The organism is Brevundimonas sp. Leaf280, assembly GCF_001422455.1.
GTDB lineage: Bacteria > Pseudomonadota > Alphaproteobacteria > Caulobacterales > Caulobacteraceae > Brevundimonas.
The window spans coordinates 692,377-716,141 of the sequence record NZ_LMNC01000001.1; the positions used below are offsets into that span (position 1 = coordinate 692,377).

General features: G+C 66.5%; 24 protein-coding genes. 3 read left to right on the forward strand and 21 right to left on the reverse strand.

Translation table 11 applies throughout. The features are described 5' to 3' along the window. Window position 1 precedes the first annotated feature (1 nt). Window positions 2–940, reverse strand: a complete 939-nt coding sequence (locus tag ASF31_RS14205) for a hypothetical protein (RefSeq protein WP_082464981.1) — start codon at window positions 938–940, stop codon at window positions 2–4. Window positions 941–1,022: 82 nt separating this feature from the next. Next, window positions 1,023–1,673 carry a murein L,D-transpeptidase catalytic domain family protein gene (locus ASF31_RS03330; RefSeq protein ID WP_235551230.1) on the reverse strand — a complete coding sequence of 217 codons (651 nt, stop codon included), beginning with the start codon at window positions 1,671–1,673 and terminating at the stop codon, window positions 1,023–1,025. 156 nt (window positions 1,674–1,829) lie between these two features. Between ASF31_RS03330 and ASF31_RS03335 the strand changes: the two genes are divergently transcribed. Next, window positions 1,830–3,155, forward strand: coding sequence for an amidohydrolase family protein (locus tag ASF31_RS03335; RefSeq protein WP_055753295.1), 1,326 nt, complete (start codon window positions 1,830–1,832; stop codon window positions 3,153–3,155). On the opposite strand, the gene lpxK is transcribed toward ASF31_RS03335, so the two are convergent. The 5 genes from lpxK to ASF31_RS03360 are packed head-to-tail and all read right to left on the reverse strand — an operon-like array spanning window position 3,152 to window position 8,518. Continuing rightward, window positions 3,152–4,156, reverse strand: a complete 1,005-nt coding sequence (lpxK, locus tag ASF31_RS03340) for a tetraacyldisaccharide 4'-kinase (protein ID WP_055753296.1) — start codon at window positions 4,154–4,156, stop codon at window positions 3,152–3,154. The two genes, ASF31_RS03335 and lpxK, sit on opposite strands and share 4 nt — an antisense overlap. Continuing rightward, window positions 4,153–5,445 (reverse strand): 3-deoxy-D-manno-octulosonic acid transferase, encoded by a 1,293-nt coding sequence (locus ASF31_RS03345; protein ID WP_055753297.1) that lies wholly within the window; start codon window positions 5,443–5,445, stop codon window positions 4,153–4,155. Before ASF31_RS03345 ends, lpxK begins: the two co-directional genes overlap by 4 nt. A gap of 10 nt (window positions 5,446–5,455) precedes the next feature. Further along, window positions 5,456–6,139, reverse strand: coding sequence for a lysophospholipid acyltransferase family protein (locus ASF31_RS03350; RefSeq protein WP_055753298.1), 684 nt, complete (start codon window positions 6,137–6,139; stop codon window positions 5,456–5,458). Beyond that, window positions 6,136–7,965, reverse strand: coding sequence for an ABC transporter ATP-binding protein (locus ASF31_RS03355; RefSeq protein ID WP_055753380.1), 1,830 nt, complete (start codon window positions 7,963–7,965; stop codon window positions 6,136–6,138). Before ASF31_RS03355 ends, ASF31_RS03350 begins: the two co-directional genes overlap by 4 nt. A gap of 31 nt (window positions 7,966–7,996) precedes the next feature. Further along, a complete protein-coding gene (locus ASF31_RS03360; protein ID WP_055753299.1) occupies window positions 7,997–8,518 on the reverse strand; it encodes a hypothetical protein in 522 nt (173 codons plus the stop codon). Between the two features lie 86 nt (window positions 8,519–8,604). Here ASF31_RS03360 and ASF31_RS03365 point away from each other — a divergent pair, with 86 nt between their 5' ends. Beyond that, window positions 8,605–9,270 carry a tyrosine-protein phosphatase gene (locus ASF31_RS03365; protein WP_055753300.1) on the forward strand — a complete coding sequence of 222 codons (666 nt, stop codon included), beginning with the start codon at window positions 8,605–8,607 and terminating at the stop codon, window positions 9,268–9,270. A 6-nt stretch (window positions 9,271–9,276) separates the two neighbouring features. Here ASF31_RS03365 and ASF31_RS03370 read toward each other — a convergent pair whose 3' ends face one another. The 14 genes from ASF31_RS03370 to folE form a co-directional block, all read right to left on the reverse strand. After that, on the reverse strand, window positions 9,277–9,489 hold the full coding sequence (locus ASF31_RS03370) for a hypothetical protein (protein WP_055753301.1): 213 nt from the start codon (window positions 9,487–9,489) through the stop codon (window positions 9,277–9,279). 77 nt (window positions 9,490–9,566) lie between these two features. Continuing rightward, window positions 9,567–9,812 (reverse strand): DUF4170 domain-containing protein, encoded by a 246-nt coding sequence (locus ASF31_RS03375; protein ID WP_017505336.1) that lies wholly within the window; start codon window positions 9,810–9,812, stop codon window positions 9,567–9,569. A 110-nt stretch (window positions 9,813–9,922) separates the two neighbouring features. Next, window positions 9,923–10,720, reverse strand: coding sequence for a 3'(2'),5'-bisphosphate nucleotidase CysQ (locus ASF31_RS03380; protein ID WP_088582736.1), 798 nt, complete (start codon window positions 10,718–10,720; stop codon window positions 9,923–9,925). Continuing rightward, the gene (locus tag ASF31_RS03385) at window positions 10,717–12,072 is read right to left on the reverse strand and encodes a TldD/PmbA family protein (protein WP_055753302.1); all 1,356 of its coding nucleotides are present in this window, start codon (window positions 12,070–12,072) and stop codon (window positions 10,717–10,719) included. Before ASF31_RS03385 ends, ASF31_RS03380 begins: the two co-directional genes overlap by 4 nt. 39 nt (window positions 12,073–12,111) lie before the next feature. After that, window positions 12,112–12,519 carry an MAPEG family protein gene (locus tag ASF31_RS03390; RefSeq protein ID WP_055753303.1) on the reverse strand — a complete coding sequence of 136 codons (408 nt, stop codon included), beginning with the start codon at window positions 12,517–12,519 and terminating at the stop codon, window positions 12,112–12,114. Window positions 12,520–12,522: 3 nt separating this feature from the next. Then, window positions 12,523–14,292 (reverse strand): M14 family metallopeptidase, encoded by a 1,770-nt coding sequence (locus ASF31_RS03395; protein ID WP_235551231.1) that lies wholly within the window; start codon window positions 14,290–14,292, stop codon window positions 12,523–12,525. A gap of 101 nt (window positions 14,293–14,393) precedes the next feature. Continuing rightward, entirely contained in the window at window positions 14,394–15,026 is a 633-nt protein-coding gene (locus tag ASF31_RS03400; protein ID WP_055753382.1) for a hypothetical protein, read from the reverse strand. Between the two features lie 30 nt (window positions 15,027–15,056). Next, a complete protein-coding gene (locus tag ASF31_RS03405; protein ID WP_055753305.1) occupies window positions 15,057–16,586 on the reverse strand; it encodes a UbiD family decarboxylase in 1,530 nt (509 codons plus the stop codon). 10 nt (window positions 16,587–16,596) lie between these two features. Then, complete coding sequence (locus tag ASF31_RS03410; RefSeq protein WP_055753306.1) at window positions 16,597–17,259, reverse strand: Pr6Pr family membrane protein; 663 nt, start codon at window positions 17,257–17,259, stop codon at window positions 16,597–16,599. 18 nt (window positions 17,260–17,277) lie between these two features. After that, a complete protein-coding gene (locus ASF31_RS03415) occupies window positions 17,278–18,120 on the reverse strand; it encodes an aldo/keto reductase (protein ID WP_055753307.1) in 843 nt (280 codons plus the stop codon). Between the two features lie 38 nt (window positions 18,121–18,158). Beyond that, window positions 18,159–18,521 (reverse strand): MmcQ/YjbR family DNA-binding protein, encoded by a 363-nt coding sequence (locus ASF31_RS03420; protein WP_055753308.1) that lies wholly within the window; start codon window positions 18,519–18,521, stop codon window positions 18,159–18,161. A gap of 27 nt (window positions 18,522–18,548) precedes the next feature. Beyond that, the gene (locus ASF31_RS03425; protein WP_055753309.1) at window positions 18,549–20,378 is read right to left on the reverse strand and encodes a gamma-glutamyltransferase family protein; all 1,830 of its coding nucleotides are present in this window, start codon (window positions 20,376–20,378) and stop codon (window positions 18,549–18,551) included. A 128-nt stretch (window positions 20,379–20,506) separates the two neighbouring features. Then, window positions 20,507–20,941 (reverse strand): biopolymer transporter ExbD, encoded by a 435-nt coding sequence (locus ASF31_RS03430; protein ID WP_055753310.1) that lies wholly within the window; start codon window positions 20,939–20,941, stop codon window positions 20,507–20,509. 168 nt (window positions 20,942–21,109) lie between these two features. Continuing rightward, entirely contained in the window at window positions 21,110–21,724 is a 615-nt protein-coding gene (gene folE / locus ASF31_RS03435) for a GTP cyclohydrolase I FolE (protein ID WP_055753311.1), read from the reverse strand. 128 nt (window positions 21,725–21,852) lie between these two features. Between folE and cysS the strand changes: the two genes are divergently transcribed. Continuing rightward, window positions 21,853–23,304 carry a cysteine--tRNA ligase gene (gene cysS / locus ASF31_RS03440; RefSeq protein WP_055753312.1) on the forward strand — a complete coding sequence of 484 codons (1,452 nt, stop codon included), beginning with the start codon at window positions 21,853–21,855 and terminating at the stop codon, window positions 23,302–23,304. Window positions 23,305–23,765 lie beyond the last annotated feature (461 nt).

The following is a 23,765-nucleotide window of genomic DNA, read 5'->3' on the forward strand; positions in this document are numbered from 1 at the left end:
ATCAGGGAGGAGGCGCTTCGTCCGCATCGCTTGCTGAACGCAATCTCTCGTGGGTGAGCTCTATTGATGCCGCGATTTCTGTCTTTCCCGCTCTACCGTTTTGGCGCGTTCTTTCGGCGTCATACAAGCCTTTTAGATAAGCCACGTCCCAATCGGTCAGGCCTTCAGCTATGTCTGGCGTGTCGAAGACATTGAGCACAGACACGTAAGGTCGCGTATTAGCGTCAGGGTCAATCTGAGCAAACGAAATCATGGCTATGTAGTCAGCCAACTGCTGACCGGAGACATTCATTGTTTGATTGACATCGACTACTACAATCGTTCGGAAAATATTGTCCACGATTTGAGACGAAATGCGCGATGCGGAAAAAACGCTGATTGTAGGGGCAAAGTCTTTCACGCTTGTACAAGAGTTGCGACACTCGCCCGGAATACGTACCGCGCGCTGCCCCGTTTCAGAGTCTACGGGCATTGCCTGTTGCCACCATCGAACAGGTTTGTCAGACGACTGAAAGGCACGAAGAGCAGCGCCGCCTCGGTCCATACCGGACCCACCCATTCGAAAAGCTCTCGAGCGCCGCTGCACAAGCTCGGTCGCCAAGGCTGACGGCTGGTCAGTGGCGATCACCAATATATTCGGTTTACATCCCGGCGCGCCAGGCGAAAGACCAATGTCTTCCGCTACTGTCGACACCCTGTCGGCGATGTATTGCGCCGTCTCTCGTTCAAGATTGGCAACGCCTACGCAGACCGCATTATCCCATCGTGCGATGCCGCGACCCGAGTTCGGAGCAGCGACTTCGCCGACGAAGTCATCGATCATCGATCTTAGGCTTCTTCCGACCACGTCGATGTCTTCCAGCCGCGTGGGCTGATCGACCGCACCCGCTGATGGCTCTTGAATGAGCATCAGAGCGGCCAAAGCGGCGACGAGAGACATCGGGGTGCTCCTGTGAGGAGCAAACCCTATGCACCTTTCACGAGGCCGTCAAACCACTTGAGCGAGCGGGCGACGTTGCAGTTTAGGCCGCCGCGAACAGCAGTCGGCCTTCGCCCATGCGCTCGCGCAAGGCCGGCAGGTCGGTATGTGCGACCGAGAAACAGCCGTAGCTGCGGCCCAGCTTGCCTTCGCGCGCCAGGAAGTCGGGATCGGCGTAGTCGGCGCCGTGGATGATGATGGCCCGCTCGCGCGCCTTGTCGTTGGTGTATTCCAGCCCGTCGAGCAGCACGTTCGGCCCCTGCTGCGCGCCCCAGTTGGCGCCGGCCGTCGCATAGGCGCCGATCGAGGACATGTTGGAATCCGGCGTGTTGGAAAAGCGCTGGGCATAGCCGGTGTGGCTGGGGTCCGATCCCCGACCGTGGCAGGTGCGCAGCACCTTCACTTCACCCGCGATCAGGTCGACTTCGTACAGCCGCTCCTCGCCCGAGAACTTCTGGAAATCGACCAGATACATCCGGTCACGCAGCGGCAGGCGGTGATGATGGGTGTCCAGCGCGGTCATGGCGCGCTCCATCAGTTCCTTGCGAACGTGACCGCGCGGATCCAGCGGCGGAGGCGTCAGGGCGGAGGTCTGGACCGTGGGCAGACCGACCTGGGGCATGGCGATCGGAGTTCCGTTCTGAGCCGTCGTCAGCGGCGCCGTAGCGCTCGCGCTGGCGCATCCCGCCAACATGGCCGATCCGCCCAGAATAAGTCCTCGTCTCGATAGCCGCATGCGACGCCCTCGTTGCGGTTGGTCTTGAGGCGTGTTTGTTTCAGTTGGTTACGGGCGAGGCAACCTGAGCCTTGTGGGGCATTTTTGCGGCCGACGCGTCGCGGGGAGGGTTCGATGAAACGTTTTGGAATCGCGCTGGCGGCGCTGATGGCGTCGGCGGTAAGCGCTCACGCGCAGCAAACCCCCGTGGCCACAGGCGTTTCAACGCAACCCAACACAACGTTCGTTGAAGCCGGAAGGTTGCTTGCGGATCCGTCGAACGGCGTTGTGCAACGCGATAAAACTCTCGTGATCAGAGGGAACCAGGTCGTTGAAGTGCGCGACGGCTTCGTCGGCGACGCCTCTCAAGGCAAGGTCGTGGACCTGCGCCAGGCCTTTGTCCTGCCCGGCCTGATCGACAGCCACGTCCATTTGACGAGCCAGCAAAATCCGAACGCACGCCTTGAAGAGGTGACGCTTTCGGACGCGGATCAGGCGATGGCCGGCGCCCGCTATGCGCGTCGCACCCTGATGGCCGGCTTTACGACGGTGGCGGATCTGGGCGCCTCGAACCAGGCCATCTTCGCCCTGCGGAACGCCGTCAGGAACGGCGACGTGCCGGGACCGCGCATCATTGCGGCGGGGTCGTCAGTGTCGATCCACGGTGGGCATGGCGACATCAACGGCTATCGCGAGGACGTCATGCACCTGCTGTCGTCCGAGAGCATCTGCTCGGGGCCTGAGGACTGCATGCGCGCCGTCCGCACCCAGGTTCGCGCCGGCGCCGACATCATCAAGATCACCGCGACGGGCGGCGTTCTGTCCAACACCGCCGCCGGCCTGAACCAGCAGTTCAGCGACGACGAACTGTCCGCCATCGTCGGCAGCGCCCACCGCATGGGCCGCCAGGTGACGGCGCATGCCCACGGGGTGGACGGCATCAACGCCTTCCTGCGGGCCGGCGGCGATTCCATCGAACACGGCACCTATCTGGACGATCAATCGATCCGCCTGTTCAAGTCGAACGGCGCCTGGCTGATCCCGACCCTGCTGGCTGGGGATTTTGTGGCCCGGATCGCGTCCGGTCCGGACAATTTCTTCACCTCCGCCCAGACGGCCAAGGCGCTGGAGGCCGGTCCCAAGATGCTGAACATGGCGCGCCGCGCGCACGAGGGCGGGGTCAAGATCGCCTTCGGCACCGACTCGGGCGTTTCGGCCCACGGCGACAACGCCCAGGAGTTCGCGCTTCTGGTCCGCGCCGGCCTGAGCCCGCTCGAGGCCATCCAGGCCGCCACCGTCAGCGCCGCCGAACACCTGCGTATCGCCAATGAGGCCGGGAAGATCGCCGTAGGCATGCCCGCCGACATCGTCGCCGTCTCGGGCGATCCGCTGACGGATGTGACCGAGCTGGAGCGGATGAAGTTCGTGATGAAGTCCGGCGTCGTCTATCGCGCCGACTAAATCCGGTCGTTCAGGAAGGCGGCGAAAGCCGCCTCGTCCTCGAACCGGGCGACGACCGGCCAGGCGACGACGTCCTTGCGCTGCTCGGGCGTCAGCCGGACCCAGTCCTTTTCCGTCGTGACCAGGCGGGCGTCGAACACCGCCGCCCGGTCGGTCAGGAACGTCATGTCAGCGTCGCTATAGGCCGCGTGGTCGGGGAAGGGGACGAAGTCGACCAAGTCGCAGCCCGCCGCCTTTAGCGAGCGCTCGACCTTCCAGGGCTTGGCGATGCCAGCGAAGCCGACCTGGGGCCCCGACGGCGGGGGCCCCTCGGACGTCAGGCGCGCGACGAAGACGGGCAGGGCGCCGAAGACCGCCAGCAGTTCGGGATCGGCGTCTTCGACATCGGTCGGCAGCATGACCACCACGGCGTCGGCGCGCGCCAGCCCGGCCTTCAGCGGCTCGCGCATCGGACCCGAGGGAAAGACCGAACCGTCTCCGAACGGCCATTCGTCGCCGCGCGTCTCGCCGTCCACGACGATCAGGCTGATGGTCTTCTTCAGCGCCGGATTCTGATGGCCGTCGTCCAGCACCAAAGCCTGCGCCCCCTCCGCGACGGCGGCCTTGGCGCCCGCCGCGCGATCGCGCGCGATCCAGACCGGCGATCCCTGCGCCAGCATCAGGGGTTCGTCCCCGACATCGTCGGCCGTATGGATTTGAGGATCGACGCGCACCGGCCCTTCCAGCCGCCCGCCATAGCCGCGCGACAGACCTTGCGCCTCCACCCCCGCCGCCCGCAGCAGCCGCAAGGTTTCGCGCGCGACCGGCGTCTTGCCCGATCCGCCGACCGTTAGATTGCCGACCGAGATGACCGCGCAGCCGGGGTCTGCCGGGACCGTTTTGGCCATCCGACGCGCGGTCACGGCGGCCCAGATCCAGCCCAGCGGCTTCAACGCCGTGCGCGTCATCCGGGCGTGGTTGCTGTCGCGCACATACCACCAGCGCGGCGTGTTCAGCTTCATCGCCGGCCCTGCCTCTGCGGCATCAGCGGCGACAGCAGCGCCCACAGTCGCTCCAGCCCGCCTCCAGCTTCGACAGCCGCGCGCCGCCCCCGTTCGCCCATGGCCCCGGCCGCGTTCAGGTCTTCCAGCAGGGGCTCGATCACGCCGGGCAGGTCGGACGGCGCCTGAACCAGGGCCAGGCCCCCCGCCTCGACCAGGGCCGCAGTCACCGGCGCCCAGTTGGACGCGTCCGGCCCCGTGATCGTCGGCTTGCCCAAGCGCGCGGGCTCCAGCGGATTGTGCCCGCCGACGGGCGGCAGGCCGATGGCGGGCGCGAACGAGCCGCCCATCACCACCACGTCCGCGAGCCGCAGGAACAGGCCCATCTCGTTCAGCGTATCGGCCAGATAGATGTCGGTGTCCGGCCCGATCGTCTCGCCGCGCGAGCGCATGGCGAAGGCATAACCGTCGCGCTGCAGAGCCTGGGCGATGTGCGGCCCCCGCTCGGGATGGCGCGGCGCCAGGATCAGGCAGACGCGCTCGTTCAAATGGTCCAGCGCCCGTACGATGGCGACCTCTTCGCCCTCATGGGTGCTGGCGGCGACGATCACCGGCCGGTCGCCGATCGCGGCGGACACGCGGCTAAAGGCCGCCGGGTCGTGCGGCAAAGGCTCGCCCGACAGCTTCAGGTTCACCAGGCCGTCGATCCGCGCCCCCATGCCCTCAAGCCGCTGGGCCGAGACCGGATCTTGGGGCAGGACAAGGTCGAAGGCGCCGGTCAGCGCCCGCGCCGAGGCGGGAAACCGCGCCCAGCCTTCGACGGTCTTCTCGGTGATCCGCGCGCTAACCAAGCCCAGTTTCACGCCGCGCCGCTGCGCCTCTAGCAACAGATTGGGCCACAACTCGCTCTCGACGAACACCGCCAGGCCCGGTCGCCAGTGATCCAGGAACCGCTCGACCACGCCCGGCGCATCGACCGGCGCAAACTGATGGATGACGCCTTCAGGCAGCCGCTCGGCCAGGATGCGCGCCGAGGTCACGGTGGTGGAGGTGACCAGCACGGTCAGGTCCGGTCGCGCCTTCACGAACCGCTCGACCACGGGCAGCAGCGACAGGCTTTCGCCCACGCTGACGCCGTGCAGCCAGACCAGATCACCTTCGGGGCGCGCGGTGCGGGTGAAGCCCATCCGCTCGTCCACCCGCACCGGGTCTTCCTTGCCCCGCCTGGCGCGCGCATCCAGCAGGCGCGGGGCCAGCGGCTCCAGCGCGCGCGTCGCCAGCCGATAGGCGATCAGCGGCAGCGGCGTCACGGCTGCATCCTCACGGTTTCAGGCCCGTGATCGCATCGGCTCGCGCCTCGACGGCGTTCAGCCGCGCGGCCCAGTCCTGGCGGACGTGATCCAAGTCGTCGCCGGTCGGATAATCGGCGATGTCCCACACGATGGCGCCTTTGGCGAAGGGCAGGGGCAGGATCGCGCGGTCCCAGCTGTTCAGCCGGATGGCCGGATTGCACGACATGCCGATGAACAGCGTCGGCGCCTTTGAGATCTTGGCCATCATCGGCAGACCCTCGGCCATCTGCCGCGCCGGTCCGCGCGGACCGTCCGGCGTAATGGCCAGGGCGCCGATCTTCAACTGACGCAGGCCAGCCCGTAGCGCCTGCGATCCGCCCTTGTCCCGGTCGGCCTTGTCCTTGTTCGACGACGAACCGCGAATGGCGGGAAAGCCCTGGCGAGCCACGGCCTTTGCGATGAACTGACCGTCCGCCGACAGCGAAATCAACGCCTTGGCCGGCTGCGCGCGGTTCAGCGGCCAGCACGCCGGCGACAGGCCGATGCGCGAATGCCAGAAGGCGCACAAAACCCCGCCGCCTCGGGCCCAAACCCCCTCGGCCACCGCCTGGTTTTCATGGGTCCAGCGCATGGTGGCGAAGCAAAACTGCATCCAGTGCGCCAGGATGAAGGACAGGCTGGCCTGGACGGCCGGAATGCGCAGCGGCCTCACGCGACCGTCTCGACCGTGGGCGCGGCGCCGTCCAGCGACTGCTGGCGCGCCAGGCGAGAATAGAGGCCTCCTCTGCCGACCAGGGCGTCGTGCGCGCCTTCCTCGACCACGCGGCCAGCCTCGATCACATAGATGCGGTCGGCGTTCCGGACGGTGGACAGGCGGTGGGCGATCATCAGGGTGGCGCGCCCCTGCATCAGCCGCTCCAGCGCCGCCTGGACCAGGGCCTCGCTCTCGGTGTCCAGGGCGCTGGTGGCCTCGTCCAGCAGCAGGATGGGCGCATCCTTGACGAAGGCGCGGGCGATGGCGATGCGCTGGCGCTGACCGCCGGACAGACGCAGGCCCGCCTCGCCCGCGCGGGTGTCGTAACCTTGCGGCAAGGCGGTGATGAAGTCATGGGCGGCGGCGGACCTTGCGGCGTTTTCGATCTGCGCCTGCGTCGCGCCCGGCCGTCCATAGGCGATGTTGGCGGCGATGGTGTCGTCGAACAGGAAGGGCTCCTGCGTCACCAGGGCGATGTGGTCGCGCAGGTCATGGATGCGAAGCGCGCGCACGTCTGCGCCGTTGATCGTCACCGCCCCGCCGGTCACATCATAGAAGCGCGGCAACAGGCTCAGGATCGTGCTCTTGCCGCCGCCCGACGGCCCGACCAGGGCCACCGTCTCACCCGGCGCGACCCGCAGAGACACCCCGTCCAGCGTCGGCGCATCGGTCCCCGCGTAGGCGAAGGAGACATTGTTCAGCACGACCTCCACCGGCCCGGCGGCCAGGGGCGCGGCGTCCGCCGCCTCGCGAATTTCGGGCTGGATGTCCAGGGCGCCGAACAGGCGGCGCGCGGCGGTGAACCCCTCGCTCATCACCGTGGCCAGGTTGGTCACCTGACGCAGGGCCTGCCCGGCGGCCAGCAGCATGCCGATGAAGGCGGCGAAACCGCCCACGGTCATGTCGCCCGACTGCGCCCGCCATCCGGCGTAGGCCATGACGGCGGCGACGACGATATAGGCGACCAGATCGCTGGACGGGCCGGCGAAGGCGCGGGCGTTGGCGCCCTTGATGACGTGGCGCTGGCGTCGGGCGACCACCTCGGCGACGCGGTCTTGTTCGGCGGCCTCGCGGTTCTCGATCTTGATCAGGCGAACCCCGTCCAGATTCTCCATCAGGGCGGTGGACAGGTTCTCGGTCTCGGCCATGGCGCCGACGGCGGCCTTGCGCGTCTTGCGCCCGAACCGGCGCAGCACCAGCGCCACCAGCGGCACACCCAGCAGCACGACGATCGTCAGCTGCCAGTCGATGAACCCCATGTAGATCAGGACCGCGATCAGGGTCAGCAGGTTCTGGGTGTAGTTGACCACGCCCGAGGTGAAGGCCTCGCGCACCATATTGGCGTCGAACAGCACCGACGAGACGAAGCCGCCCGAGTGCTGGCTGCGTAAGCGCGCCAGATCGGCGCGGATCATGGCCCCGAACAGGCGAATCTGGATGTCGCCGACGATGGTGTGGCCCAGCCGGTTGACCAGAGCCGCCTGACCCAGCGCCGCCAGGGTCCGCGCAATGGCGACGGTCAGGATGGCGACCGGGATCCAGACGACGGCTTTGTCCGCCGGAAAGGTCACCAGGCCGAACAGGCTGATCGGCCTGGTCCCGCCAAGGAACAGACCGTTGACGGCCGGCTCCAGCAGCTTCAGCAGCGCCGCCGTCAGCAGGCCCGTCGTCGCCGCGCACAAGACCGACAGGATCAGCGATCCCTTGTGCTTGGACAGATAGTCGCGCCAAATCCGCGCCAACAGGGCGCGCAGCGGCATGGTTTCGGAGGCGGCGACGGTCATCGGCTCTCGGTCGTCCGAGCCGCCGTTCAAGTCAAGGCTTGTCCGGCGAAGGTTCCAGCGCACGGCCCGGCTCGTCGGCGCGGATCAGGGTTTCGCCGGGCGCTTCCTGGATCCTTACGGCGGGCGGAACCGTCGGATTGGACGCGTATCGACGCCCGTCGAACGGCACGGCGACCTCATAGCCTTCGGTGATTCCGCCGCCCGCGACATAGACGCCCAGATCCCGTCGGCCATGGGTCTGTCGCTCCAGCAGCCGGATCGGCGCGCGCGCGACGCTGATCTCGCCGACCGAGCGATAGGTCGCGCCGGTGCGGTCCAGCACCAGCAGCCGACATCCGCCCGACCCGCACCAGTTCGGACCCGTCAGATAGACCAGGGTCGTGCCGCCGTCGGGGGTGATCGCGGCGGTGTATCGGGTGGTGTCCAGCGCCTCTTTCGCCCGTTCGCGCAGATAGGCGATCAGGGCCTGATCCTCGGGCGGCGGCGTCTGGGCGACGGCCGCACCCGCCCAAAGGCTGGCCACGACGGCGGCTGCGATGGCGAGGGTTTTCATCTGGACCTCCTGTTCTCGACAAACATTCCAACGCATCAGGATCGAGATCGGATGACGCGGCGGCGTCGGATCGCTATCTGGCGGGCATGGCGCGCTTCGACCTCTCGACCGCGATGGGCCGTTTTCGGGCGCATTGGCATTATTTCTGGGCCGACCACGCGTTTCTGCGCGTGGCGTTTTCCAACGCCCACTGGCTGGGCCCGGATCTGGTGCGCACCAATCAGCCGTCGCCGCGCCAGCTAGCTTATTGGAAGTCTAAGGGCGTCAAGACGGTCATCAATCTGCGCGGCGAGCGGGATGAGGGCTATTACTGGCTGGAGAAGGACGCTTGCGAGCGGCTGGGCCTGACACTGATCGACGCGCCGCTGGACTCGCGCGATCCGCCCGAGACGGTGCGCATCCACCGCGCGCGCGAGCTGTTCAGGACGATCCAGTATCCGGTGCTGATCCACTGCAAGTCCGGCGCGGATCGGGCGGGGATGATGGCGGTCTTCTATCGCCACTTTCACCTCGGCGAGCCGATCTCGGTCGCCATGAAGCAGCTCTCGAAGAAATATCTGCACTCGCGCGAGGGGCTGACCGGCGTGCTGGACTATACGCTGGAAAAATACGTCAACGAAATCGAGCCGAAGGGCGTCAGCTTCATCGATTGGGTCGACAGCCCCGACTACGACCCCAAGGCCATCCGCGCCGAGTTCAAGGCCGGCTGGTGGGGCACGCTGCTGACCGACAAGCTGCTGCAGCGGGAGTAGGGGGCTTCAGCCCCAGGGGCCGGTTTTCGGCTCGTCGCCGGCCTCGCCGTTTGCGCGGGCCACGGCGGCCAGTTCAGCGTCGCGACGGGCCTTGCGATCGGCCTCCCACCGCTTGAACCAGCGGGCGTAGTTGATGTGGCCGCGCAGCGAAAAGCTGAACAGCGCCAGCACGGCCAGCAGGCTGACCAGTTGAAAGATCTGTTGCGGTTCCAGGTTCATCGTCGTCCTCGCCTACAGATCGAAACGTCGGATCGAGGAGCCGGTTCGGCCCCTCGATGTCGCACTCAGTCCTCGGCTCAGGCCGCGTCGCCGCGAGGATCGATCAGCTTGTGGGCGTGCAGGATGAAATAGCGCATGTGGGCGTTGTCCACGGTCGCCTGGGCGCGCGCCTTCCAGGCCTTCTTGGCTTCGTCATAGCTGCCGAAGGCGCCGACGAACTCGACCTGCGACAGGTCGCGGAAGGTCGGCTCGCCCAGGTGACGAAGCTCGCCGCCGATCACGATGTGCAGCAGCTGCGGCGGGACGGCATTCTGATCGGTCATCGGAAATCCTGAAGGCTGGGCCGGAAGGCTTGGGGGGAGGAGGTTTGCGCGCGGCATAGGCCGAGAACGCCCTCGGATCAATGTTGGCGGGGGTTTTTCCGTCCCCGCCTTCAGGTCGAAAGCGGCACGTTTTTACAGCGCCGCACGATCATCGGCTGGATGACCGGCGCCGCGCAGACCAGGCTGGCCTGACGCGGATCCGGCCGGTTGAAGGCCCACGGCCGCCCGTGGTGATCGCTGACCCTCGCGCCGGCTTCGGTCGCGATCAGCCAGCCCGCAGCGACGTCCCAGTCCCATTTCGGCGTCAGGGCCAGGGCGGCGTCAAAGGCACCGGCGGCGACCAGCGCCATCCGATAGGCCAGGGCGTTGCGTTTCTCGAAACGCATCGCCGGCCACGGCTCGTCGTCGAAATAGGGCGCTTCGATCAGTCTCGCATCGCCCAAGATCGAGGCGTCCTCCAACGTATCGACATCCGAGGCGTGGATGGGTTTGCCGTTACGTCGCGCCCCGCCGCCGCGCGTCGCCACATAGGTCTCGTCCACCTCGGGCGCATGGATAACGGCGGCGACGACCTCGCCGTCCTCGACCACAGCGATGGGCACGCACCACCACGGCGTCCGCTTCATGTAGGCGACGGTGCCGTCGATGGGATCGACCACGAAGATGCGTCGTTTCGACAGACGCTCGGCCGTATCCGCCGTCTCTTCCGACAGCCATCCATAATCAGGCCGCGCCGACAGCAGCCTGTCCTTCAGCATGGCGTCGACCTTCAGGTCGCCGCTGGTGACGGGCGAGCCGCCGACCTTGGACTCGATCTTCAGCCCCGCTTCGCGCTCGGCGATGGCCAGCGAACCCGCATCGATGGCGGCCTGGCGGATCAAGTCGAGGTCAGCGTTCAGGTCCATCATTTGCCCGCGATGGCCACCGCGTCGAACATCAGGCTGGGCACGTTGAACCCGCCCCGGAACTCCAGGTCCGACCCGCGCTCGATGCGCAGATAGAGGTCGGTCAGCTTGCCCGCGACCGTGACCTCGCTGACCGGATAGGCGATCACGCCGTTCTCGAACCAGAAGCCCGACACCCCGGCGGACCAGTCGCCGGTGTTGCCGTTCAGCGACGGGCCGAACATCGACGTCACCAATAGGCCGGTCCCGGCGTCGGCCATCAGGCCCGCCAGATCCCGCTCGCCCGGTTCCATATGCAGATTGTGAGTCGAGACCCCGGATGGCCCGGCCAGCCCCCGCGAAGCATGGCCGGTGGTTTCCAGACCCAGTTGCCGGGCCGAGGCGCTGTTCAGCAACCAGGTGGTGAGGACGCCGTCGTCGAACAGGGCGCGCTTGTGGACCATTACGCCTTCGTCGTCGAACGGGGTCGATCCCATGCCGCGCGGGCGGAACGGATCGTCGATCAGGGTGACGCCCTCGGCGAACACGCGCTGACCCATGCGGTCCTTCAGGAACGAGGTGCCGCGCGCGATCGAGGGGCCGGAAATGGCGCCGATGGCTGGCGACACGATCTGGCCCGCCATCCGGTTGTCGAAGATCACGGGCGCGGTGGTCGAGGCGATCTTGCGCGGCCCCACGCGCGACACGGCGCGCTCGCCGGCGGTGCGGCCGATCAGGTCGGCGCTCGGCAGGTCGGACAGGTGTCGGGTCGAACGGCTCTCGCCGCCGCGCTCCATCGCGCCGTCCTTTTCGGCGATGACGCCTACGCCCAGCGAGAAGGCCGACCCTTGATAGGCGCCGTCGAACCCGTGAGAGGTCACCAGCCGCCAGCGGCTGGATGACCAGCCCGCGTGTCCGCCTTCGGATCGCGCCACGCCGGGGACCGCCAGGGCCGCCGCCTCGGCCTCAGCCGAGACCTGTTCCAGAGTTTGGGCGCTGCGTTCGCTGGGATCGAACAGGTCCAGATCGATGAACGGGCCGCGCGCCAGCCGATCTTCGGGCGCGAAACCGGCGTAGGGGTCTTCCGGCGCCAGCCGCGCCATGGCCACCGCCCGCTCGACCAAGCGCTGCTGGGTCGCCGGCGAAAGGTCCGAGGCCGAGACCGACGCCTGCCTTTGGCCCACGAACACGCGCAGGCCCAGGTCGCGCGATTCCTCGCGTTCGACGTCTTCCAGCTTGCCGTTCCGCACCCCGACCGACAGGGATCGGCGATCGGCGCTGACCGCCTCTGCGGCGTCGGCGCCGGCCTTCAGCGCGGCCTTGACGATGTCGTTGAGAAGATCGGTGGAAACGGGCGCAGCCAGGGTTTCAGTCATGCCCCGATATGGCGGACGCCCCGCTGCACCGCAACCGCGTCAGACGACGGCGAAGGCGATCAGCCCCACAGCCGCCGTCAGCAGCGCCACCCAGGTCAGCAGCATGCCGACGACACGACCCAGCGACGGCCCGGTCTGCAGCAAAAGGCCGAGGGCATGGGCGACCCGGCCGACGAACAGCGTCGCGCCGACCCCGTGGATCATCCAGGCCGGCGCGCCGACGGCGGCCAGCAGCAGCATGGCGATCATGCCCGGCGTCGCATATTCCACCAGATTTCCGAAGGCGCGGCTGGCGGCCATCAGATCCGCGTTTCCGCCGTCGCCGAACGACACCATGTGTTTGCGCCGCCCGCTGACCACGATGCCCGACAAGACCAGCATCATCAGGATCAGCAGGCCGCTCCACAGGGCGGCGGCCTGGACGGCGTACATCAGCGGCGTGGTCATCGATCAGTCCTCACGCCCGACGGGGTACAGCAGATAGTGGTCGTCATAGAAGGGTGTGCGTTCATAGAACCAGGCCAGACGCGCCTGCGGATCGGCGGCGAACGTGGCGTCGGCCGCCACCTTGGCCTCGAACTCGGCCTTCAACGCCGGGTCCGCCGCCATCATCTTGTCCGCCAGCGGCGCGATGGCGTAGGCCTCGATATATTCGACGCGGCTCATCACCTCGGGGAACATGCCCCAGGCGAAGAAGCTCTCGCTGGATTGCGGCTCCAGCAGCAGCACGACGATGTCGCCCAGCGGCTGATCCGTCGGCACCCGCACCGAGCCGGTCGGATACGTCCAGTCGCGCTTCTCGACCTCCACCGTCTTCACCGAAGCCTGCACGTGACCTTCGTTGGCGCGGGTGGCCAGCTTGGGCTCGACCAGGCGCAGCATCGAAAGGTTTACGATGCGCGCAGCCTCGACCGTCTCCATTTCGATCCCGTGCGTCTTCAGCCGCTCGATGATGTCGGTGCGATAGCCCGGCACCCAGTAGGCCGTCGGCCGCGTCAGTGTCAGCGTCGGCTTGGAGCCATAGAAGGGCATCTGCCACAGGTCGGGATCAGGTTGGCCCAGCCAGCGGATTTCCTTCCGACCCGAGGCGGGACTGTCATACATCTCGTACAGCATGCCCTTGAACGGGCGGGTGGACGACGCCGTCTCGTCGGCCTCGAAGTTGGCGGGGATCTGCGCTGGACGCAGGGCCTTGTCCTGATCGGTCGCGGCGCGAAGACCGGCGCCCTGATCGGCCAGCAGACGCATCGCCTCCTCGATGAAGACGTAGGCGCCCAAGACCCGCTGTTCGTGCGGTTTCAGGCTGTGGTTCTCGATCAGGATCGTCGGCACATGCGCCGCCGCGCCCCAGCCGTTGGAGAACCGCTCGCCCAGGCCGCCGTCCGACAGGCCCTTCTTCGGCTCGTCGTCGTCGATGCCGAACACCAGTTCGCCGGGGATATGGCCTTCGCGTTCCAGCGCGGCGTTCATCGCCGGCTTGAACACCGAATCCAGCCAGGCCGAGCCGTTCGGCGAACGGCTGAAGCTCCCGTCCTCGCCGTTGAAGCCGTAGGTGACGTCGTACTGGTAATCCATGCCGTCGGTGACGTGGACGTCCACATACAGGTCCGGCCGGTATTTCAGGATCAGGCCGCGCACGGCCCGCATCTCGGGCTGGTCCAGCTTCAGATAGTCGCGGTTCAGGTTCTGGTTGGTCGCCGTATTGCGCCAGCCCTGGATGCGCGGCCCCCGCTGGTTAGGCCGGGAATAGGGGCCGGAACGCTCGTGGCCGTCCACGCTCAGGATGGGGATCAGGATCAGATTGACCCGGTCCAGCAGGGCGTCCTTCCCATAGAAGGCGATGTCGCGCAGCAGCATCATGCCCGCGTCCTTGCCGTCGATCTCGCCGGGGTGGATGCCGGCCTGGATCATCAACACCGGCTTGGCTGGATCGAACGTCGCGCCATCCTTGGACGCGATCACCGCATAGATGGGCCGGCCCTCGGGCGAGACGCCGAACTGCTCGATGCGGATCAGGTCGCTTGCGGCGTCCAGGCGATCGAACCAGGCGCGGGTGTCGACATAGTTGGGGCTGAAGTCATGACCCGGATCGGCCTCGAACGCCGTGACCCAAGGATCAGACGCATCGCGCAGCAGCGCCTTGGACGCACCGTCCCAGGCGGGGGCGGGCGGCAAGAAGGCCTGATCCCAAGATGCGGTGTTGGGAAGCGTCTGGGACATGGCGGGGCTCACGCTACAGGCAAGGGCGGCGACCAGCGCCGAAACCAGAAGAGGGGACTGCATGGCCTTTCGTGAGCCGATTGCGCCGCCCTGACAAGGTTTCAACCGCCGCCGCCCAGGACGGGCGCCCAGCCGCCGGCCTTGAGCAACAGCGTCGCCGCGTTGCCCATCTGCCAGAGACTGTACAGCAGCACGACGACCAGGGCGCCGACCGCAACCCGGCGCGATGGCGCAAACGCCGCCGTCGCCGTGCCAATCACGAAGATGGCGACTCCGACCCATAAACGCACCGAGCCGGCGATCTTGGCGAAGCCGGGATTGAGCTGTGCCAGGATGATCACGATCACCGCCACGATCAGATTGGCCGCCAGGATGCAGCCGAACACCAGTCGCCGATGCGACCAGAAATGCGCGTCCAGATCGATCTTTTGATCGCCGCCCTCGGCCGAAACGCGGGGGAAGGTCACGCTGGCGGCGACGTAGAAGGTCGCGGCGATGGCCAGCGAAACCAGCAGCACGAAGGTGTTGAACGGCGCGCCGCGGAAGATGACCCAGGCCTGGTTCCAGAAGGTGGCGATGTCGATCGCCACGAACAGGGCCAGCATCGGCGTCAGCCAGCCGAACCGGATCCGCTGCTTCTCATGCAGCACCCGCGCGAACCCGCCGACCAGCTCGGCCACCGACAGGCCCAGCAGCAGGCCGTAAAAGCTGAAGAAGAACTCGAATGCGCTCACATCGCCCCCCGGCGTGACCAAAAGCCAAGCTTATTTCCAGATCGGCGTTCCGTCACCCGGCAGGCCGAGACGATCCCACAGGTCGTTGACCCGTTCGACGACCGCCTCGTCCATGCGAATTCCCTCGCCCCATTCGCGCTTGGTCTCGGGCGGCCATTTGTCGGTGGCGTCCAGGCCGATCTTGGAGCCCAGGCCGCTCTCGGGGCTGGCGAAGTCCAGATAGTCGATGGGCGTCGACTCGATCACGGTGATGTCGCGCGCCGGGTCCATCTTGGTCGAGATGGCCCACATGACGTCCTTCCAGTCGCGGGCGTCGATGTGGTCGTCCACGACGATGACCCATTTGGTGTACATGAACTGGCGCAGATAGCTCCAGACCCCCAGCATCACGCGCTTGGCGTGGCCCGGATAGGCCTTCTTCATCGACACCACCGCGATCCGGTAGCTGCAGCCCTCGGGCGGCAGCCAGAAGTCCGTGATCTCGGGAAACTGCTGGCGCAGCAGGGGAATGAACACCTCGTTCAGCGCCTCGCCCAGCACGCTCGGCTCGTCCGGCGGCCGGCCGGTGAAGGTGGTCAGATAGATGGGGTCGCGGCGCATGGTGATGGCGCTGACCTTGAAGACCGGGAACTTCTCGACCGAGTTGTAATAGCCGGTGTGGTCGCCGTACGGGCCCTCGTCCTCGAACTCGTCCAGCAGGACATGGCCCTCCAGCACGATCTCGGCCTGGGCCGGCACCATCAGCGGCACGGTCTTGCATGGGACCAGCTCGGCCTTGGCGCCCCGCATCAGGCCCGCGAACTGATATTCCGACAGGGTGTCCGGCACCGGCGTCACCGCCGCCAGGATCGTGCCGGGATCGGCGCCCAACACGACGGCGCAGGGCAGCGGCTCCTTGGGCCGCGCCTTCTTGTGCCGGGCATAGTGTTGCGCCCCGCCGCGGTGGGCGAGCCAACGCATGATGGCCTTGTCCTTGCCCAACACCTGCATCCGGTAGATGCCCAGGTTGAAGTCGTCCTCGCGGTCGTCCGACGGCCCCTTGGTCACGACCAGGCCCCAGGTGATCAGGGGCGCCGGTTCGCCGGGCCAGCACGACTGGACGGGCAGGGCGGTCAGGTCGATCTGATCGCCTTTCAGCACCACCTCCTGCACCGGCGCCTTCTTCACCGTCTTGGGCCGCATCGACAGGACGGTCTGCATCAGCGGCAGCATCTCCATCGCGTCGCCCAGACCGCGCGGCGGCGTCGGATTGCGCAGGAAGGCCAGCAGTTCGCCGACCTCGCGCAGTTCGCCCGCCGTGGTTCGGTCCTTGCCCTCCAGCGTCACCCCCATGGCGACCCGTTTCACCGTGCCGAACAGATTGGCCAGGCAGGGGATGGGACTGATCGTGCCGTCCGGCATCACCGGTTTTTCGAACAGCACCGCCGGTCCGCCGTTCCTCAGCAGCCGGGTCTGAATCTCGGTCATCTCCAGCACGGTGGAGACGGGTTCGGACACCCGCACCAGCTCGCCCTGAGCTTCCAGCTGGTCGATGAAGTCACGCAGGGATTTGTAGGCCATGCCGCGACGCTTAGGCGGGAGTGGCCCCTCTGTCACGCGCCGCGCGACCGAACAGCCGATCCAGCCCGACGAGGCCGAGCCCGACGATCAGGAAAAACACCAGCAGCACGCCGAAGATCACCACGACCCGGACCAGTCCCAGCTGATCCACATTGACGAACCCATAGGGCCACCAGCGCGTCGCCAGGCCGTGGATCAGCGTCCACCCGCCATAGATCAAGGGAAAGGCCAGCCATTTCGCCGGGTCGATCCAGCGCAAACGGCCCTTTGGCGTGAACCACACCCAGTCCAGCACGAAGGCGGCGGGCATGACGTAGTGCAGCACCAGATTGACCACCAATGACCAGCCTGTCGGGTTCCAGTAGGGATGCAGCAGGAAGTGGTACACCACCCCGACCACAACGATGTACATGGCGACGGCGGCCCTGACGCCTTCGCTGGCGGACCAGCGGGCCAGTCGGGATCCTTCACCCAGCAGCGGCCCGGTAAAGGCCAGGGCGACCAAGATGTTGGTCAGGATGGTGAAGAAGCTGAAGTAGTTGATCGTCCGTTCCAGCACGTTCCAGCCCTGGGCCGGCGCGATCATCAGCAGATATTGAAGCGCCAGCGCGGTCCAGCCCACGACGGCGAACGTCGCACGCCACAGCCTGGGCTGGTCCCGCTTGCGAAACACCGGCGCCTCCCTTGTCGGTCAGGCGGCAGTCTTGTCCCATTCAAACGCCGGGTCCAGCCAGTCGCCCAGGCGTTCGCCGCGATCCAGCGCGTCCATCCGCTGCATCTCCTCGTCCGTCAGGGCGAAGTCGAAGATGTCGAAGTTCTCGCGCGCGCGGCTCTCCTTGGTCGTGCGCGGGATGGCGATGATCCCGTGCTGGATCAGCCAGCGCAGGGTGATCTGGCCGTTGGTCTTGCCATGCGCCTTGGCCAGTTCGCTGATCGTGGCGTCGTCAGCGATCTTGCCTTGCGCCAGCGGCGACCAGGCGGTGATCGACGACCCCAACTCGGCCGCCGTCGCCACCAGCTGATCGACCCCCAGATAGGGGTGGTGCTCGACCTGATCGGTCAGCAGACGCGCCTTGGACAGGCCTTGCGCCTGGCGGAATTCCTTGGAGGGGAAGTTGGACAGGCCGATCGACTTGGTCAGGCCCTGGTCCTTGGCCTCGTTCAGGGCGCCCAGCGTCTCTTCGAACGTCGGCGTCGTCTTGGGCCAATGCAGCAGCAACAGGTCGGGCGTCGTGCCCAGGCTGTCGGCCGATTCCCTGGCCTGTTTCAGCAGGGCGTCGTGAGTGAAATGCTCAACCCAGATCTTGGTGGTCAGGAAGATGTCCTTTCGTGCCACGCCGGAGTCGCGAATGCCTTCGCCGACCGCCTTCTCGTTCTTGTAGATCCAGGCCGTATCGATGTGGCGATATCCGATCCGCAGCGCCTCAGCGACCATGCGCCGCGCATCGTCCGGCTCCAGCTGCCAGGTGCCGAAACCGAGCAGGGGGATTTCGATACCGTCGACGGTGATCGTGGGTTGGTCGCCATAGGCCATGGGGCGCTCCTTGGGCTGGGTCCGCTTGAGGGGCGTAGTTAGGCGCCCGACCCCGCTCCGATAAGGTCTGGATGCGCCTTGGACAGCTTTTTCGGCGCGATCCGACGCCATCGCTTCTCAAGCGCCGCCCTCAGCCAGACGGGATCGACGCTGGCGACGCGCGCCAGGACTATGGGATGATCGCGATAGTGGTCGGTGAAGTGAAAGGTCGCCGGGTCCATCTCGATCAGCACTTCGCGCTCATCCAAATTGTCCAGATGCACCACGATGCTGTCGTCCAGCGCCGGGCGCATCCAGGTGAAGAACTTGCCCGCGACCTTGAACGACGGCTCGCCATAGGACACGCCATCCTCCACGCCGGGAAACGAGAGCAGAAGGGCGCGGACCTCGTCGTGGGTCATCGGTCGCTCAACATCAGTAGGCCAACTTCAATAAGCCAGCGCGATCCCGTCCTTGCGCATCTCGGTCGCCGCGCCATAGGTCCAGCGTCCGCTGGGGTTCATCTGTTTCATGACGTTCTGATAGCCGCCGAAGCCGCCGTCGGGTTCGCCCAGCGTCCAGCCCATCGCGCGCAGCTGGGCCTTGGTCGCCTCGGGCACGCCGCTTTCCAGATGCAGCACGCCGGTCCCTTCCTGGGGCTGGCCCGTCGGTTCGGACGAGCCATAGTGTTGCCAGCGCGGGGCGTCGCCCGCCGCCTGGGGCTCCAGCCCGTAATCGACCATATTGATGATGATCTGGGCCTGGCCCTGCGGCTGCATGGCGCCGCCCATGACGCCGAACGCCATCCAGGGCTCGCCGTCCTTGACCGCAAAGCCGGGGATGATCGTCTGGAAAGGGCGCTTGCCCGGCGCATAGATGTTGGGATGGCCGTCGGTCAGGGCGAACAGCTCGCCACGGTCCTGGAACATGAAGCCCAGCGGTTCGGAGCCGTTGTCGGGCGCCAGGCCCGAACCCATGCCGCGATAGTTGGACTGAATCCAGCTGACCATCATCCCGTCGCTGTCGGCGACGCTGAAATAGGTGGTGTCGCCGTGGTGCGGGGCGTCGCCCGGCATGACGCGGTCCATCACCCGATCGGGCCGGATCAGCTTGGCCCGCTCGGCAGCATAGGCCTTGGAGTTCAGCCATTCGACCGGGGTCTTGGAGAATCGGTCGTCGGCGAACCAGCGCGCCCGGTCCTCGAACGCCAGCCGCTTGGCCTCAGCCTGAACGTGCAGCGAGGCGGCGGACTGGAAGCCCATCGATTTCAGGTCGAATTGTTCGCAGATGTTCAGGATCTGGTTGGTGCTTAGCCCCTGCGTGTTGGGACCCAGGCCGAAAACATCGACCCCACGATAGTTGGTCCGGATCGGCTCCACCCATTCGGTGTGGTGGGCGGCCAGGTCGGCGCGGGTCATCCAGCCGCCGATCCGCTTGAAATAGGCCTCGATCTGATCGGCGATGGGACCGTTGTAGAAGGCGTCGCGCCCGCCCTCCGCGATCATCCGCAGGGTCTTGCCCAGATAGGGATTGGCGAAGACCTCGCCCACCTTCGGCGTCGCGCCGCCGGCGGCCCAGATGCGCTTGCGGTTCTCGTTTTCCTCGATCGGGATTTGGCCCCGATCAAACGAAGCCATGTTGCGTTCCAGATAGTAGGCGATGACCTGGGGCACGGGCACGCCCTGTTCGCACAGTTCGGCGACGGCCAGCAGCACCTCTTTCCATGGCAGCTTGCCGTACCGCTGATGCGCGCTCCACCAGGCGTCCACCGTGCCCGGCACGTTCACCGTCACCGCGCCATAACGCGGCAGATAGCCGTCGATGGCCTTGGATCGCGCGATCTCTAGGCTGAGGCCCCGCGGACTGGCGCCCGATCCGTTCAGCCCGACGACCTTCTTCTGTTTGGGGTCCCACAGCATGCAATAGGCGTCGCCGCCGATGCCGTTGGCCACAGGCTCCAGAAAGCCCAGGGCCGCATTGATGGCGATGGCCGCATCGATGGCCGATCCGCCGCGCCTTAAGGTGTCGATGCCGATCAGACTGGCCGCGGGATGCGCCGTCGCCGCCGCCCCGTTCGCGCCCCAGACGGTCGAGCGCCCCATGAACTTCGGTCCCGAAATCCGGTCGCCGATGCCGACGCCGGCATAGGGGTCGGCCGGGCGAGCCGGCGCAGGGGCCGCCTCGGTTGGTTTGGCGGCGGGAGAAGCCTGCCGGGCCTGGGCTGCGGTCGCCGCCAGCGCGCCGGCGGGCAGGGCGGACAGGAAGGTGCGACGACGCATGGGCGGACTCCTCGAACAACCGATGCGGCATCAAGGGTGCAGTCGATCGATCCGGCAAGCCTTGCGACAAAGAAAAAGGCCGCGTCCCTTTCGGAACGCGGCCCAAATCCTTGGAAAGGACGTAGGTCCTATTCGATATCTTCGTTCAGCAGGCCGACCTTGAAGAAGCCGTTCTCTTGCATCTTGTTCATGACTTCCATGAACTGCGAATATTTCACTTCGGGCTGGGCGCGGACGAAGACGCGCTCTTCCTGGCAGGCGCCGCCGCCCAGGGCGGTGCAGACGTCGGTAGCCAGGTTGTCGATCGAGGTTTGCTTATCCGACAGGAACAGCTGACCGTTTTCCTGGATGGTGATGTACACCGGCTCCTTCTCTTCGGTCGGATTGGTGGGCGGCTGTGCGGGCGGCAGGTCCAGACGGATCGACACGGTCGCCATCGGCGCGGCGACCATGAAGATGATCATGAGCACCAGCAGAATGTCGATGAACGGCGTGATGTTGATATCCGCCGTCTGTTCGATCGTGTGCTTGTCCCCACCGGAACCGCCGATCTTCGCAGCCATGCTCGTCTCCGTTACTCGCCGGCTGCGTTCCGCGCCGACATTTCCCTATGGATCGCCCGAAGGCTTGATCGGTTCTTGGCGTCCCGATGCGGGCTTGTAAAGCGGTTCTAAACGATCTGCCGTTCGCGAACGTCAATTATACACGACAGAGGGACGACGGTTCGGCCTTCAGGCCTTGGCCAGCTTCAAAAAACGGTCCGCCAGGGCAGGATCGTCCTTGAAGGCGCCGGTGAAGCGGGTCGTAATGGTCGAAACGTGCCGATGATGCACGCCGCGCGTGGTCATGCACTGATGCTCTGCGTCGACCAGCACCGCCACGCCGCGCGGTTGCAGGTGCGATTCGATGGCGTCGATGATGTCGTTGGTCAGGGTTTCCTGGTTCTGCAGGCGTCGCGCATAGATCTCGACCACCCGCGCCAGCTTGGAGATGCCGACCACCTTCTCGCCGGGCAGATAGGCGACATAGGCCTTGCCCAGGAAGGGGGCCAGATGGTGCTCGCAGTGGCTCTCCACCTCGATGTCGCGCAGGATGACCATGTCGTCGTAGCCGGTCACATCCTCGAAGGTGCGGCTCAGCTCCTTGCCCGCGTCGGCCTCATAGCCGTCGAACCATTCGCCGTAAGCGTCCACCACCCGCTTGGGCGTGTCGATCAGGCCAGGACGGTTCGGATTGTCGCCGGCCCAGGCGATCAGGGTGCGCACGGCCTCCAGCGCCTGTTCGCGCGACGGACGTTGCACGGTTTCGTCGCTGACGAGGACGGGCTTGGCGGGGGTGACGCTCATGAACTCGATTTCCGGCCGGGGCGGGCGGGTCGCCCGGTTTACCTTCTACAATCCGTCGGGACTGTATATCAGGCCGCTATATGGGACAGACCGTCCGTCCCGCAAGAAAACCCGCTGAAGACTGATCCATGCCGCTGCACATCCACGACACCCTGCGCCGTGAAAAGCGCCTGTTCGAGCCCCGGAACAAGGATCGTGTGACCCTCTATGTCTGCGGCCCCACGGTCTATGACTACGCCCACATCGGCAATGCGCGCCCGCCGGTGGTGTTCGACGTCCTGGTGCGGCTGCTGCGCCGGACCTATGGCGCGGACCAGGTGATCTACGCTCGCAACGTCACCGATGTAGACGACAAGATCAATCAGAAGGCTGCGCGCGAGGGCGTGCCGATCGGCGAGGTCACGGCCCGCTATGAGGCGGCCTATCTGGCCGACATGGGTTTGCTGAACGTGTCGCCGCCCGACCTGGCCCCCCACGTCACTGACTATATTCCGGCCATCGTCGATCAGATCCAGGCCATCGTCGATGCGGGCTGCGCCTATGCGGCCGAGGGGCACGTGCTGTTCGACGTCTCGTCCTACAAGGCCTACGGCGCCCTGTCGGGCCGGAACCTGGACGACATGATCGCCGGCGCCCGCGTCGAGGTCGCGCCCTACAAGAAGAACCCCCACGATTTCGTTCTGTGGAAGCCGTCGAAGGCAGACGAGCCGTCCTGGCCGTCGCCGTGGGGCGAGGGGCGTCCCGGCTGGCACATCGAATGCTCGGCCATGATCGAAAAGACCCTGGGCCTGCCCATCGACATTCACGGCGGCGGCATCGACCTGGTCTTTCCCCACCATGAGAACGAAATCGCGCAGGGTGTCTGCGCCCACGGCCACGCCCATGGCGATCAGGCCCATGACGAATACGCCCGCTACTGGATGCACAACGGCTTTCTGACCGTGGACGCCGAGAAGATGTCCAAGTCGATCGGCAACGTCCTGCTGCTGCACGACCTGGTCCAAGCCATGCCGGGCGAGGTCGTCCGCTGGGCCCTGCTCAGCGCCCACTACCGCCAGCCGCTGGACTGGAACCAGGGGCTGTTGGATCAGAGCCGCAAGAACCTGGACCGGCTGTATGGCGTCCTGCGCGACGCCGACGCGGCCCTTGGCGACTTCGACGAGGCCACGCTGGACGAGGCTGAGCGGGAGCTGGCCGAGAACGCCCTGGATCCGGTGCTGGACGCGCTTGAGGACGATCTCAACACGCCGGGCGCCATCGCCCAGCTGTTCGGGCTCGGCGCCGCCCTGCGCGAGCTGCTGAACGACGCTGATGCCGATATCAACGATGTCGTCATGGCGCGCTGGAGCCTGAAGGAAGCGGCCGGGCTGCTCGGCGTCCTGTCGCTGACGCCGGACGCCTGGTTCGAGGGCGGCGATCCCGCGCTGAAGGCCGAGGTCGAGGCCCTGCTGGACCAACGCGCCAGCGCCCGCGCCGCAAAGGACTGGCCCGAGGCCGACCGCATCCGCGACCGCCTGAACGCCCTGAACGTCGTTGTCATGGACGGCCCAGACGGCGCTACCTGGCGCGTGAAGGGCTGAGATCAATCGTCTCCTCCCCACAGCGTGGGGAGGGGGACCGCGCAGCGGTGGAGGGGTTCTAGACGTCCCACAGACGCCCGCGATGCGCGAAGCCCCCTCCGTCTCTCCGCTGCGCTTCGAGCCACCTCCCCATGAATGGGGAGGAGACGATGCTCAGCCATCGCAATGCCGCTGGTTCATTCCCCGCGATTTCAACCGCTTGCTGATTTATGTCCCTCGTCTCCCATCCAAGGGGTCAAACGCCCCCATAATGCACCGGTCTCGTCGCATGGAGGGCTCGCCTGGCCTGCGACCTTGCGGCGGCGAGAGCGGATGGAACGGGGGCGATGGTGAAATCCCATCGCGGCGCCGGGGCTGACCGGTCGGGGAATCGCCCCGGCGTCCGCAGTCGCGTCGCAGGGTCGAGGGGGATACTCGGCCGCACCGGGGATCGGGGATCGCTGCTCCGACCCGCCCGTCGC

Excerpts from the sequence above, each read along its gene's own strand:
- ASF31_RS03415 (WP_055753307.1), bottom strand. The coding sequence starts at position 18,120 with ATGGCCTATGGCGACCAACCCACGATCACCGTCGACGGTATCGAAATC.
- ASF31_RS03385 (WP_055753302.1), bottom strand. The coding sequence starts at position 12,072 with ATGACTGAAACCCTGGCTGCGCCCGTTTCCACCGATCTTCTCAACGAC.
- cysS (WP_055753312.1), top strand. The coding sequence starts at position 21,853 with ATGCCGCTGCACATCCACGACACCCTGCGCCGTGAAAAGCGCCTGTTC.
- ASF31_RS03375 (WP_017505336.1), bottom strand. The coding sequence starts at position 9,812 with ATGACCGATCAGAATGCCGTCCCGCCGCAGCTGCTGCACATCGTGATC.
- ASF31_RS03425 (WP_055753309.1), bottom strand. The coding sequence starts at position 20,378 with ATGCGTCGTCGCACCTTCCTGTCCGCCCTGCCCGCCGGCGCGCTGGCG.
- ASF31_RS03420 (WP_055753308.1), bottom strand. The coding sequence starts at position 18,521 with ATGACCCACGACGAGGTCCGCGCCCTTCTGCTCTCGTTTCCCGGCGTG.
- lpxK (WP_055753296.1), bottom strand. The coding sequence starts at position 4,156 with ATGAAGCTGAACACGCCGCGCTGGTGGTATGTGCGCGACAGCAACCAC.
- ASF31_RS03360 (WP_055753299.1), bottom strand. The coding sequence starts at position 8,518 with ATGAAAACCCTCGCCATCGCAGCCGCCGTCGTGGCCAGCCTTTGGGCG.
- folE (WP_055753311.1), bottom strand. The coding sequence starts at position 21,724 with ATGAGCGTCACCCCCGCCAAGCCCGTCCTCGTCAGCGACGAAACCGTG.
- ASF31_RS03390 (WP_055753303.1), bottom strand. The coding sequence starts at position 12,519 with ATGACCACGCCGCTGATGTACGCCGTCCAGGCCGCCGCCCTGTGGAGC.
- ASF31_RS03380 (WP_088582736.1), bottom strand. The coding sequence starts at position 10,720 with ATGATGGACCTGAACGCTGACCTCGACTTGATCCGCCAGGCCGCCATC.
- ASF31_RS03355 (WP_055753380.1), bottom strand. The coding sequence starts at position 7,965 with ATGACCGTCGCCGCCTCCGAAACCATGCCGCTGCGCGCCCTGTTGGCG.
- ASF31_RS03370 (WP_055753301.1), bottom strand. The coding sequence starts at position 9,489 with ATGAACCTGGAACCGCAACAGATCTTTCAACTGGTCAGCCTGCTGGCC.
- ASF31_RS03405 (WP_055753305.1), bottom strand. The coding sequence starts at position 16,586 with ATGGCCTACAAATCCCTGCGTGACTTCATCGACCAGCTGGAAGCTCAG.
- ASF31_RS03365 (WP_055753300.1), top strand. The coding sequence starts at position 8,605 with ATGGCGCGCTTCGACCTCTCGACCGCGATGGGCCGTTTTCGGGCGCAT.
- ASF31_RS03330 (WP_235551230.1), bottom strand. The coding sequence starts at position 1,673 with ATGTTGGCGGGATGCGCCAGCGCGAGCGCTACGGCGCCGCTGACGACG.
- ASF31_RS03335 (WP_055753295.1), top strand. The coding sequence starts at position 1,830 with ATGAAACGTTTTGGAATCGCGCTGGCGGCGCTGATGGCGTCGGCGGTA.
- ASF31_RS03430 (WP_055753310.1), bottom strand. The coding sequence starts at position 20,941 with ATGGCTGCGAAGATCGGCGGTTCCGGTGGGGACAAGCACACGATCGAA.
- ASF31_RS14205 (WP_082464981.1), bottom strand. The coding sequence starts at position 940 with ATGTCTCTCGTCGCCGCTTTGGCCGCTCTGATGCTCATTCAAGAGCCA.
- ASF31_RS03395 (WP_235551231.1), bottom strand. The coding sequence starts at position 14,292 with ATGTCCCAGACGCTTCCCAACACCGCATCTTGGGATCAGGCCTTCTTG.